Annotated in this window: 11 protein-coding genes; all 11 read left to right on the plus strand. The window is 28.1% G+C overall.

Going from position 1 to position 12,207, the window contains the following annotated elements; translation table 11 throughout:
- Positions 1 to 79 precede the first annotated feature (79 nt).
- The 11 genes from ACNSOS_RS06960 (at position 80) to ACNSOS_RS07010 (ending at position 12,205) form a co-directional block, all read left to right on the plus strand.
- The gene (locus tag ACNSOS_RS06960) at positions 80 to 637 is read left to right on the plus strand and encodes a HugZ family protein (RefSeq protein ID WP_113894741.1); all 558 of its coding nucleotides are present in this window, start codon (positions 80 to 82) and stop codon (positions 635 to 637) included.
- A complete protein-coding gene (locus ACNSOS_RS06965) occupies positions 630 to 1,460 on the plus strand; it encodes a heme/hemin ABC transporter substrate-binding protein (protein WP_418184715.1) in 831 nt (276 codons plus the stop codon). The genes ACNSOS_RS06960 and ACNSOS_RS06965 overlap by 8 nt, the downstream gene beginning before the upstream one ends.
- A 2-nt stretch (positions 1,461 to 1,462) precedes the next feature.
- On the plus strand, positions 1,463 to 2,491 hold the full coding sequence (locus tag ACNSOS_RS06970; protein WP_418184716.1) for a FecCD family ABC transporter permease: 1,029 nt from the start codon (positions 1,463 to 1,465) through the stop codon (positions 2,489 to 2,491).
- 8 nt (positions 2,492 to 2,499) lie between these two features.
- Entirely contained in the window at positions 2,500 to 3,276 is a 777-nt protein-coding gene (locus tag ACNSOS_RS06975; protein ID WP_418184717.1) for an ABC transporter ATP-binding protein, read from the plus strand.
- Between the two features lie 147 nt (positions 3,277 to 3,423).
- Positions 3,424 to 5,367, plus strand: a complete 1,944-nt coding sequence (locus tag ACNSOS_RS06980) for a TonB-dependent receptor plug domain-containing protein (RefSeq protein ID WP_418184718.1) — start codon at positions 3,424 to 3,426, stop codon at positions 5,365 to 5,367.
- A 192-nt stretch (positions 5,368 to 5,559) separates the two neighbouring features.
- Positions 5,560 to 7,479 carry a TonB-dependent receptor plug domain-containing protein gene (locus tag ACNSOS_RS06985; protein WP_418184719.1) on the plus strand — a complete coding sequence of 640 codons (1,920 nt, stop codon included), beginning with the start codon at positions 5,560 to 5,562 and terminating at the stop codon, positions 7,477 to 7,479.
- 132 nt (positions 7,480 to 7,611) lie between these two features.
- Positions 7,612 to 7,797 carry a hypothetical protein gene (locus ACNSOS_RS06990; protein ID WP_418184720.1) on the plus strand — a complete coding sequence of 62 codons (186 nt, stop codon included), beginning with the start codon at positions 7,612 to 7,614 and terminating at the stop codon, positions 7,795 to 7,797.
- A gap of 9 nt (positions 7,798 to 7,806) precedes the next feature.
- Positions 7,807 to 8,727: a ChaN family lipoprotein gene (locus ACNSOS_RS06995; RefSeq protein WP_418184721.1), complete on the plus strand. Its 921-nt coding sequence runs from the start codon at positions 7,807 to 7,809 to the stop codon at positions 8,725 to 8,727.
- A gap of 139 nt (positions 8,728 to 8,866) precedes the next feature.
- On the plus strand, positions 8,867 to 10,681 hold the full coding sequence (typA, locus tag ACNSOS_RS07000; RefSeq protein ID WP_113894749.1) for a translational GTPase TypA: 1,815 nt from the start codon (positions 8,867 to 8,869) through the stop codon (positions 10,679 to 10,681).
- A gap of 105 nt (positions 10,682 to 10,786) precedes the next feature.
- The gene (locus ACNSOS_RS07005) at positions 10,787 to 11,245 is read left to right on the plus strand and encodes an RrF2 family transcriptional regulator (RefSeq protein ID WP_113894750.1); all 459 of its coding nucleotides are present in this window, start codon (positions 10,787 to 10,789) and stop codon (positions 11,243 to 11,245) included.
- A 126-nt stretch (positions 11,246 to 11,371) separates the two neighbouring features.
- On the plus strand, positions 11,372 to 12,205 hold the full coding sequence (locus tag ACNSOS_RS07010; RefSeq protein WP_418184722.1) for a cysteine ABC transporter substrate-binding protein: 834 nt from the start codon (positions 11,372 to 11,374) through the stop codon (positions 12,203 to 12,205).
- Positions 12,206 to 12,207 lie beyond the last annotated feature (2 nt).

Raw genomic sequence — 12,207 nt, forward strand, 5'->3', positions numbered from 1 at the left:
CGATAAGACAATATTGATATTTATTCCTAACTTTAATATAATTCTTTTGAAATTTTAATTTATTTGAAAAGGATTATTTATGGAAAATATGCCACAAACAGCAAGTTTAGAAAAAGCTCAAGAGAAATTAGATATTTTTTTAGACAATATAAAAACAGTTATATTATCAACTGTTAGTTCAGATGGAGAACCATTTGCTAGTCATTCACCATTTGTTCAAGATGAAGATGGAAATTTTTATGTATTTATAAGCACATCAGTTCAGCACTCTCATAATATGTACAATACTGGAAAAGCACATATTCTTTTTTTAGAAGATGAAAGTCTTACAAAACATATTTATGCAAGAAGAAGATTGTATTTTAGAGCTCATGCAGAGAAATTTGATGAAAATGATGAAAGAACTGAGAAAATAGCACAACTTTTTGAAGAAAGATTTGGAAAACAAGCATCGTTAGTTAGAAGTATGCCATCTTCAAGATTTTATAAATTATCTCCTTATGATGGAAATTTTGTTATTGGATTTGGAGCAGCTTACAAACTTGATGATACAAATAAAAAAGTTAAAGAACTTAATACTATGAATGGTAATGCTCATGGAGATACTCATGAATTAGGGTTAAAAAAAGATGCGTAATATAATAAAAATATCTTTGGTCTTTGCTCTTGCTACAACTTATTCTTATGCTTCAAAAATAGTAAGTGTTGGTGGAAGTATCACAGAAACTATTGTTGAGTTAGGACATGCTGATAAATTAATTGGAGTTGATTTATCAAGTGCTTATCCAAAAGAGATTACTTCAAAATTGCCAAATGTTGGATATTGGTTAAATCTTCCACAAGAAGGAATTTTATCTTTAAAACCAGAAGTTGTTATTACAAGTAGTCAAGCAGGACCAAAAAAACTTATAGATAGCCTTCCAAACTATGGAATAAAAACTTATGTTGTAGAAGATAATCCTACAATAGAATCTGCAAAAAATAAGATAAGACAAATTGGTGAGATTTTGGGTGAAGAGAAAAAAGCTTCAAATATTATAGAAAGAATTGAAAGTAATGTTTCAAAAATGCAAGAAGAGATAAAAGATAAGAAAAAACCAAAAGTTCTATTTTTATTCTCAAGAGGTGAGGGCACTATAATGGCTGCTGGAACTGAAACAAAAGCAGGATATATGATAAATATTGCGGGTGGAGAAAATGTAATTGATTTTAAACAATATACACAAATATCACCAGAATCTATTTTAAAGATGAATCCAGATGTTATTATAACTTCAAATCATACTGGTGAAACAGGTTTAGATAAAGATATTGTCGCTTCAACAAATGCTGGAAAAAACAACCAACTTTATACTATGGATATGCTTTTAATATCAGGGTTTACTGTAAGAGTTGATAGTGCTTTGCAAGAACTATCTTGTATGTTTAACAATAATAAACTTTCATATTGTAGTAGATAAAAATGTTTTTACATAAAAAAACTATTATTTGGGTTTTTGTAGTTTTAACTTTTTTATCTATGGTTATAAATACGACTTTAGGAGCATTTAGTATCTCATTTAAAGAGATACTAAATACTATATTAAATCCATCAGAAAATACTATTTTTTACCAAGTTTTAGTTGATATTAGGTTGCCAAGAATTTTTTTAGCTATTTTAATAGGAATTGCTTTTGGAATATCTGGTGCTATGATGCAAACTTTATTTAAAAATCCACTGGCTGATCCTTCTTTGATTGGAGTATCAGCAGGTGCTAGTGCAGGAGTTGTAATATTTATGTTAATTGGTAGTTATTTACCATTTGCACTTACAACTGGATTTTTATCTTATCTTTCACTTCCACTAAGTGCTTTTTTAGGTGCTGTTATTACTATTTTAGCTATATATAAACTAGCAACTATTTACAATAAAGTAGCTATTACAGTTATGCTTTTAGCTGGAATTGCTATAAATGCTATGCTTGGAGCATTGGTTGGACTTTTTACTTATGTTAGTACTGAAGAAGAACTAAAAAGTTTTACTTTTTGGACTATGGGAAGTTTAGCAAATGGTGATATGAAAGTTATCTTAACACTACTTCCTATTGTGATAATCACATTTTTATTTGCTATAAGTAAGAAAACAGAATTAAATCTTATGCTTTTAGGAGAAGATGAGGCTAAAAATTCTGGAGTAAATTCTGAATTACTAAAAAAATTGATTATTCTTTTTGTATCTTTAGCTATTGGTGTTAGTGTAGCTTTTTGTGGAATTATTGGATTTATAGGACTTGTTGTACCACATATTGCAAGAATCTTGGTTGGGTCTAATCATAAATATTATTTACCTCTTAGTGCGATTTTGGGAGCATTTATCCTTTTATGGGCAGATTGTTTAGCAAGGATGATAATTTCTCCAGCAGAACTCCCAATAGGAATAATAACTGCACTTTTAGGAGCACCATTTTTCTTATGGCTCTTAATCAAAAATAGACAAAGCACTATGAACTAAGGATAAAAATGTATAAAATAAAAAATCTTAACTTTTCAATCCAGAAAAGAGATATATTAAATGATATAAATCTTGAAATAAAAACAGATACTTTTTTATCTATTGTTGGTCCAAATGGTTGTGGAAAATCTACTTTGATCAAAAGTATAAATAGAAATTTAGATATTCAAAGTGGAACTATCACTTTAAATGATAAGAATATTGAAGATTTTAGTGATAAAGAGTTGGCTTTAAAGCGTTCAGTTTTAAATCAAGCTTTCTTTTTCCCATATAATTTTAAAGCTATTGAGATTGTAGAAATGGGGCTTTATGCTTATGAATTAAATACAAAAAAGAAAAAAGAGATTTTAGAATATATAGTTTCTAAACTAAATTTAGAATCTTTAAAAGATAAAAATTACTCAAATCTATCAGGTGGAGAGAAACAAAAAATCCAATTTGCAAGAGTTATAGTACAACTTTATGCTAGTCGTGAAAAAGAAAAATATCTTTTTTTAGACGAACCAACACTAAATTTGGATATTTTTTACCAATATAAAATATTGGATTTGACAAAAGAGCTTCAAAAAGATTTAAAAATAGGAGTTTGTGCAGTTTTACACGATATAAATCAAGCCTATTTATACTCTGATGAAATTGTGATGATGAAAGATGGAGAGATAAAATATTTTGGAGAAACAGATGATATTTTAACTTACGAAAATATTTATGATGTTTTTAAAGTAGAAAGTGAATTTGTATACTCAAAAAAGCTTCAAAGAAATATACTTATTACAACTATTTAGTAATTTAGCACTATTTTACAGTGCTAAATCTTTTTAAAAACAATAAAAACCCAATTTGTGAAAAAAGAGTTCCAAATTACAAAAATCAATTATTAATATTTACTATTATTATGGTTATAATTCAAGAAAATTTTAAAAAGGAACACTATGTACAAAAATAGCTTATTTGCAAGTTTGGCTTTGGCAATTGTATCATCTACTGCTTTTGCACAAAGCGATACAACACTTGAGTCAAGTAATGAAACAAAAAGGTTAGATGAAATCTTTGTGAGTACAAAAACAGATAAAACACAAGAAGATATATCAGCTTCTGTTACAGTAATAACAGCTCAAGATATAGAAAAATTAAATGCTACTGATATTAAAGATGTTTTACTGAAATCAGCTGGTATGGTAGAAATTGGTGGAGCAATGGGAAATGGAGGGACTTTTGTATCAATAAGAGGTACAAGAGAAACAGATACTCTTTTTTTAATTGATGGAAAAAGAGCTAATAATACAGCTGGTTATATAGAATCAAGTAATTTCCAATACAATATGGTTCCACTGGATGCCATTGAAAGAATAGAGATTATAAAAGGTGCAAAAAGTTCTATTTATGGTTCTGATGCAATGGGTGGAGTTGTAAATATTATTACTAAAAAAGACAAAAGAGCATTATATGGTTCTATTGATGTTAAAGCTGGAAATTCTTCAGCAGAAAATGGTGGAGATAAACAAAGCTATAGTGCAAATATAGGTGGAAATATATCTGAAAAATTATATATGTTTTTAGATGTAAATAAAACAAATAGAGATGCAACAGGAAATAGTAATGGTACATTTCTCGAAGGTTTAGACTCTACAAGTGGAATTACAAAATTAAGATATGATATTGATGATACACAAAATATTTATGCTTCATATATAAAAGGTGTTGATAAAAGAGAAGATTATAATGGTCCACAAACTTATAAAGTAGAAAGAGATATTTATACTTTTGGATATGAAAAAGTTTTTGATAAATTTGGTGTTGGTTTAGATTATACAAAAGCAAAAACTGATACAAAAGTTAGTTCTAGTGTATTTAATGGTACTCACGATCTTGAAACTGATACTTTGAAAGCTGAAGCAAAAATATCAGCAATAGATTATAATTATATAGTTTTAGGAGCAGAAGCGACAAAAGAAGAGTATTCGAGAAATGGTATGAATCTTAGTCAAAATTTTGATAGAAAAATATATAACTATTATATTCAAGATGAGATAGATTTAGGAGATTTTATATTTACTCTTGGAGCAAATCTTGATGATAATGATAAATATGGTACACAATGGTCACCAAATGCAGGTGCCGTATATAAAATAGATGATAAACAAAGATTAAAACTAAATTATAGTGAAGGTTTTAAAGCTCCAACATTAAAACAAGGTGATGGTGGCTATGTATTTAATGAAAGACCTATTCCTATAATGAATGTAATTATTTTAGGAAATGATGATTTAAAACCTGAAACTTCAAAATCTTATGAACTAGCTTATGAATTTTATGGAGAAGATACTACATTTAAAGCAGCACTTTTTAGAACAGATTTAAAAGATATGATAGAAACAAGAAATATAAGTACTCAAAGAACAGTTATCCCAGGATTTCCTCCTAAAATATCTATTGTAAGTACAAACCAATATTCAAATATAGAAAAAGCTAATATAAAAGGGTTTGAAACGGATTTAAAATATGATTTCAATGAAAATCATACTTTAAATGCAAACTATACTTTTCTTAAAACAGAAGATGAAAGTACAAATGAAGAGTTAGAGTATAGACCAAAACATACATTTAATTTAGGATTGAGTTCAGATTTTGCTTGGGGTATATCTTCTTATTTAAGTGCCAATTATATAGGAACACAATACTATACTGATTCAAATAATACAACAAATAAATCTTCAGGATATGCAATATTCAATGCACAAATTTCTAAAAAAATCACAAAAGATTTAACTGCAAGAATAGGTGTTAATAATATAGGTGATAAAAAATTTGACGATGGCGAGCCTTATTATCTTGAAAGACGATTGGCTTATGTAGGATTGAATTACAAATTTTAATTTTAAATAACTCTTGTAGTTTTAATTTTTATGACTATGAGAGTTTATTTTTCTTCTAAAACTTACTGATAAATTTTAAAAAAGATTAAAAATTCCAATTTATGAAAAAAGAGTTCCAAATCATAAAATATAGCATTGATATTTACTATTAATACATATATAATCCAAGAAAAAATTTATAAAGGAAATATTATGTATAAAAAAAGTTTATTTGCAAGCTTAGCTCTTGCTATGGTTTCATCAAATGCTTTAGCACAAGCTAATGTTGAAACAAAAAAGCTTGATGATTTGGTTATAACTACATCAAAATCAAATAAATCTATAAAGGATACAAGCGGAACAATTACAGTTATAAATGCTGAGGATATAGCAAAAATAAATGCAACAAATATTAAAGATATTTTAGTAAAAACTGCTGGTATAGTTGAAGTTGGTGGTTCAAATGGAATCAAAAGAGTTTCAATAAGAGGAACAAGACCAGTTGATGCACTTATTTTAGTTGATGGTAAAAAAACTAATCGTACTGGTACTTATGCAACTGCTGCTGATTTTGAATATTCACAAGTTCCTATTAGTATGATTGAAAGAATAGAGATTATAAAAGGACCAAAGAGTTCTATTTATGGTTCTGATGCAATGGGGGGAGTTGTAAATATTATTACAAAGAAAGACTATTCTAAAGCAATCTGGGGAGATATAGATTTACAAGCAGGAGTATCTTCAGCTAAGAATGGTGGAGATGAACAAAATCTAAGTGCAAATTTAGGTGGAAATATTTCAGATAAATTTTCATTTATGTTGGGTGTAAATAAATTTAATAGAGATGAAACTTATGGAGAAGGATATAGATGGGTTGGATTTTCTAAATCTAAAGTAGATGATGCTACATATATTGATGGTAGAGAAAGTACAAATGGAAATCTAAAACTAAAATATAATATCGATGACACACAAAATATTTATGCTTCATATTTAAAAGGAAAAGAAGATATAAAACAAAAAGCTAATGAAGATTATTATAGTGCAGATAGAGATGTTTGGAGTGTTGGTTATGAGAAAAATTTTGAAAAAGTATCTTTAAGTTTTGATTATACAAATGCAAAAACAGATGCAAAAATCAAAGATGGATTATTTGCAAATCAAACTCATGCACTTAAAAATGATTATTTAAAAGGTGAAGCAAAAATATCGGCATTAAAAAATAATTATATTGTAATAGGTGCAGAAACAGCAAAAGAGAAATATGAAAGATATAGACCAACAACAAATATAACAGATCAACAATTTGAAATAAGAGCAAATTCTTATTATATTCAAGATGAAATAGAGTTTGGAGATTTTATTTTTACTTTAGGAACAGTTCTTGATGATAATGAAAAATATGGTACTGAATTATCTCCAAATATTGGAGTTGTATATAAAATAGATGATAATCAAAGATTAAAAGCTAGTTATGGTGAAGGTTTTAAAGCCCCAGATGTTAAAATAGGAAGTAGCTCATATTTTGCAAATACAACTTGGGGAAATGATGATTTAAAGCCTGAAACTTCAAAATCTTATGAATTAGCCTATGAGTTTTATGGTGAGAATACTCTATTTAAAACAGCTTTATTTCAAAATAAAATAAATAATATGTTTGTTATTGAACAAAGAGTTATGCCAGGAAATCAACATCAATGGAGAAATGTTGATAAAGCTGATATTAAAGGTTTTGAAGCAGAAGTTGAATACTACATTACTGATAATCATATGTTAAATGCAAACTATACATTACTTAAAACAGAAAATAAATCTGGTACAAATCAAGGTAAAGATATACAATATAGACCTAAAAATACAATTAATGTTGGTTTAAGTTCAGACTTTGATTATGGAATATCTTCATATTTAAGTGCAAATTATATAGGAACACAATATAAAAATGCAGATAATAGTGAAAAAATTAAGGCATATACAATAGCAAATGCACAAATCTCTAAGAAATTAACAAATGATTTAAGTGTAAGAGTAGGTGTAGATAATATTTTTGATAAGCATTTTGATGAAACAATAGATAATGCAGATTATATAAAAAGAAGATTTGCTTATGTTGGTTTAAATTATAAATTTTAGTTATTAAATAAAATGTTAATTTTGCATCTAATACTAGGATTTCTTGAACTTTATATTATAGTTAATATAAATAGAGTTAGGACGTATCATACTTTTTTTGTTTTAGCAGGATTATTTACACATGTATATTTTATGCGTAGTGATAATATATACAATGAATTTTCTTCTAATGAAACGATTTTTGTTATATTATATTTTCTATATCTAATGTATTTAGCAAAAAAAGTTATAGATACAAAAGAAAATGTATCAATAAAAATACCATTATTAATAGTTGCACTTATTATTTTGATAAATGCAATTTATTATATTTTATAAGGGAAAAAAATGTTAAGAATTTCAATAGCTTTTATAGCTACAATTTTTTTATTTACTGGTTGTGCAGAAAAAGTTGCTAAACCATTGACACACAATTTAGAGAAAAAAGAGGATATTTATTCTATAAAACAAGCAAAAAGTATCTCTATGCAAGAGCTTGTAGATGAGGTAGAACATTATCCTGTTATTTTTGTAGGTGACCATCATAATACACAAAAGACACATAAGTTTTTTGCAGATTTTATAAATGAATTGGGTAAAAAAGGTTACAACATAAATCTAGCAAATGAGTGGTTTACTCCTACACAAGATGAGTTATTAAAAGAATATACAGATAATAAATTTGATACTGCTACATTTAAAGATAAAGTAGAGTGGGATAAATTTTCAAAGTACAAATGGGAATATGTATCGTCTTTGTATGAAGCAGTTAAAAACAATAGAGGAAGACTTTATGGTATGAATATCTCAAAAGAGGATAGAGCAAAAATCTCTTTAAAGCAGTTTGATAAAATGAGTCAAGAAGAGAAAGATTTTTATAATAATTTAGATTTAGGAGTGACTGCTCATCAACAACTTGTTTACCCATATCTACAACATTGTGATAAAATGCCATCTACAAGTCCAGAACCTTGTTTAGAAAGAACATATAGAGTTCAAGTTACTTGGGATACTTATATGGCACAAAATGTAGCAAAAATTGTAAAAGATGTTATAAAATCGCCAAAAGATAAACTTTTAGTTTTTGCAGGAGCTATGCATATAGAGCAAAATTTAGGAATCCCTTTGAGATTCTCAAGATTGAGTAATCTTCCATTTATCTCTATTTCAAATGAAAAAATAGATAAAGAAAAAGATTTAAAGATAAATACAAATAAATCGGATATTGTTTATATTTATGAAACAGAAGAAGAAAATAAGAAAAAATAATGCTATTTTTTACTCTAAGATTAAATTAAATAAATAAAACTAAGATAAAATGATTTTGTTTAACCATATTTTAAGCTATTATATATTTCTAAGTTTTTTTTAGATAGAATCCGCGAAAATTTTAAGAAAAAGAAGAAATATGAGAGATATTAGAAACATAGCAGTTATTGCTCACGTTGACCACGGAAAAACAACACTAGTGGACCAACTTTTAAAACAAAGTGGTACATTTTCAGCTCACCAAAATGTAGATGAAAGAGTTATGGATAGCAATGCTATTGAAAAAGAAAGAGGGATTACAATCCTTTCAAAAAATACAGCTATTGATTATGAAGGTGTAAGAATTAACATCATTGACACTCCAGGACACGCCGATTTTGGTGGAGAAGTTGAGAGGGTTTTAAAAATGGTTGATTCTGTTTTACTTCTTGTTGATGCACAAGAAGGAGTTATGCCACAAACAAAATTTGTTGTTAAAAAGGCACTATCTTTAGGACATAGACCAATTGTTGTTGTAAATAAAATAGATAAACCAGCAGCAGAGCCAGATAGAGTTGTTGATGAGGTATTTGACTTGTTTGCTCAAATGGATGCAACAGAGGAACAATTAGAATTCCCAGTTATCTATGCAGCTGCAAGAGATGGTTATGCAAGATATGATGCAACTGATGGAAATATGGATTTCAAACCACTTTATGACACTATTTTAAAAGAAGTTCCAAAACCTAATGGTGCTGATGAAAATGGATTACAACTTCAAGTATTTACTCTTGATTATGATAATTTTATTGGGAAAATAGGAATTGCTAGAATTTTTAACGGTACAATTAGTCATGGTGAAACAGTACTTTTATGTAAAGCAGATGGAGAAAAAGTAAAAGGAAGAGTATCTAAACTTATTGGATTTAAAGGTCTTGATAGAATAGATATCAAAACAGCTGGTTCTGGTGATATTGTTGCAGTTGCTGGATTTGAAACTATTGATGTTGGAGATAGTTTATGTGACCCAACAAACCCAATGCCACTTGATCCTATGCATATTGAAGAACCAACTTTAAGTGTAACTTTTTCTGTAAATGATTCACCACTAGCTGGAACTGAAGGTAAATATGTAACTTCAAATAAAATTGATGAGAGATTAAAAGCTGAAATGAACACTAATATTGCTATGAATTATGAGCAAATTGGAGAAGGTAAATTTAAAGTAAACGGAAGAGGTGAACTTCAAATTACTATTTTAGCTGAAAATATGAGAAGAGAAGGTTTCGAGTTTTGTATTGGAAGACCTGAAGTTATTATTAGAGAAGAAAATGGTGTTAAGATGGAACCATTTGAACATCTTGTAATTGATACTCCAGATGAGCATAGTGGAGCTATTATTGAAAAATTAGGTAAAAGAAAAGCTGTGATGACAAATATGGTACCTATGGGAGAAGGATTTACAAGATTAGAGTTTGAAATTCCTGCTCGAGGACTTATTGGTATTAGAACAGAGTTTTTAACAGATACAAGAGGAGAAGGAGTTATGAATCACTCTTTCTTAGAATTTAGACCATACTCTGGAACTGTTGAAAGTAGAAAATATGGAGCTTTAGTTTCTATGGAAAATGGAGAAGCTCTTGCATACTCTATTTTTAACTTACAAGATAGAGGTGTTATGTTTGTAAAACCTCAAGATAAAGTTTATATTGGAATGGTAGTTGGACAACATGCGAAAGATAATGATTTAGATGTAAATCCTATAAAAGGGAAACAACAATCAAATGTAAGATCTAGTGGTGCTGATGAAGCTATTAAACTTATTCCACCAAGAGTAATGTCTTTAGAAAATGCTTTAGAGTGGATTGAAGAAGATGAGTCTGTTGAAGTTACACCTATTTCTATTAGAGTTAGAAAAAGAGAATTAGATCCAACTGTTAGAAAAAGAACAGCGAAGAAAGAAAAAAACGCTTAATTTTATATATAACTATTAAAAAGGAAGAAACTTTTGTTTCTTCCTTTTTTTATCTTGACACAAAAATAAAAATCAATTATAATTTATCAATTAGGTAGGTGATAGATGAAAGTTTCAAAAAAAACAGATTATGCATTGAGAGCTTTATTCGCAATAGCAGAAGCAGACAATCTTATTTCAATTAGAGAATTGTCAGAATTAGTTGATGTTCCAAGAAGATTTTTAGAAAATATTATGCTTGAGATGAATAGAGCAGGTTGGGTAAAAAGTATTCCAGGACGTTATGGTGGATATGTTTTGGCAAAGGGTGCAGATGAGATAACGATGGGAGAAGTAATTCGATATTTTGAAGGTATGATTGCTATGATATCTTGTGTTTCAGTTTCTAATTATGAACCATGTAGTCAAGAGGGTAAATGCCACTTTAGAAGAGTATTTTTAAATATAAGAAATTTAACAGCACATATTTTGGACAAAACGACAATAGCATCTTGTTTGGCTCAAGCACCTGTTACAAAAGAAGATATTTTAAAAGAAGAGTTTGTTGGTGGATTGGGAATTTGATTTATAATAAATATAATATTTTAATATATATGTTAAATTCTCTTGACAAAAAATGTTTTTATTAGTATTATTTCACCAATCTAGTAGATGATAGATTTTTATTAAAAAACAAAAAAAGGAAGAACAATGAAACAAATTTTTAAAAAATTACTTATTGCTCTAGCAATAGTTCCAGCTTTAGCATTAACTGTGAGTGCAAAAGAAAAAAATTCTATTGATATTATCAAAGAAAAAGGGAAAGTAAGAATTGGAGTATTTAGTGATAAAGCACCATTTGGTTATCTTGATAGCAATGGAAAACATCAAGGATTCGATATCGTTATTGCAAAAAGATTGACAAAAGAACTTTTAGGTGATGAAAGTAAAGTTGAATTTATCAATCTTGAAGCAGCAAATAGAGTTGAGTATTTAGTTACAAATAAAGTTGATATTGTATTGGCAAACTTCACTGTAACACCTGAAAGAGCAAAAAAAGTTGATTTTGCAAATCCATATATGAAAGTTGCTATTGGTGTTGCATCTCCAGAAAAAAGCCCAATAAATAAAGTTGAAGATTTAAAAGGTAAGAAGCTTATAGTTACTAAAGGTACAACAGCTGATGTTTACTTTACAAAAAATCACTCTGATATTGCAACATTGAGTTTTGATCATAATTCTGAATCATTTGCTGCTTTAAAAGATGGAAGAGCAGATGCATTTACTCATGATAATACACTTCTTTTTGCATGGACAAAACAAAATCCAGGATTTGTTGTAGGAATTGATGCTTTAGGACCACAAGATACTATCGCACCAGCAGTTAAAAAAGGAAATACAGTTTTATTGAACTGGCTTAATGAAACTTTAGCAAAACTTGGTGAAGAAAAATTTATAGAAAATGCTTATAATGAAACTTTAAAACCTATATATGGTGATTCTGTAAATATTGAATCAGTTATTATAGAGGGTGGAAAAATATAATT

This window comes from Aliarcobacter vitoriensis (genome assembly GCF_048320235.1).
Lineage (GTDB): Bacteria > Campylobacterota > Campylobacteria > Campylobacterales > Arcobacteraceae > Aliarcobacter > Aliarcobacter vitoriensis.

Excerpts from the sequence above, each read along its gene's own strand:
- ACNSOS_RS06995 (WP_418184721.1), top strand. The coding sequence starts at position 7,807 with ATGTTAAGAATTTCAATAGCTTTTATAGCTACAATTTTTTTATTTACT.
- ACNSOS_RS06980 (WP_418184718.1), top strand. The coding sequence starts at position 3,424 with ATGTACAAAAATAGCTTATTTGCAAGTTTGGCTTTGGCAATTGTATCA.
- ACNSOS_RS06975 (WP_418184717.1), top strand. The coding sequence starts at position 2,500 with ATGTATAAAATAAAAAATCTTAACTTTTCAATCCAGAAAAGAGATATA.
- ACNSOS_RS06965 (WP_418184715.1), top strand. The coding sequence starts at position 630 with ATGCGTAATATAATAAAAATATCTTTGGTCTTTGCTCTTGCTACAACT.
- ACNSOS_RS06985 (WP_418184719.1), top strand. The coding sequence starts at position 5,560 with ATGTATAAAAAAAGTTTATTTGCAAGCTTAGCTCTTGCTATGGTTTCA.
- ACNSOS_RS07005 (WP_113894750.1), top strand. The coding sequence starts at position 10,787 with ATGAAAGTTTCAAAAAAAACAGATTATGCATTGAGAGCTTTATTCGCA.
- ACNSOS_RS06970 (WP_418184716.1), top strand. The coding sequence starts at position 1,463 with ATGTTTTTACATAAAAAAACTATTATTTGGGTTTTTGTAGTTTTAACT.
- ACNSOS_RS07010 (WP_418184722.1), top strand. The coding sequence starts at position 11,372 with ATGAAACAAATTTTTAAAAAATTACTTATTGCTCTAGCAATAGTTCCA.
- ACNSOS_RS06960 (WP_113894741.1), top strand. The coding sequence starts at position 80 with ATGGAAAATATGCCACAAACAGCAAGTTTAGAAAAAGCTCAAGAGAAA.
- typA (WP_113894749.1), top strand. The coding sequence starts at position 8,867 with ATGAGAGATATTAGAAACATAGCAGTTATTGCTCACGTTGACCACGGA.
- ACNSOS_RS06990 (WP_418184720.1), top strand. The coding sequence starts at position 7,612 with ATGCGTAGTGATAATATATACAATGAATTTTCTTCTAATGAAACGATT.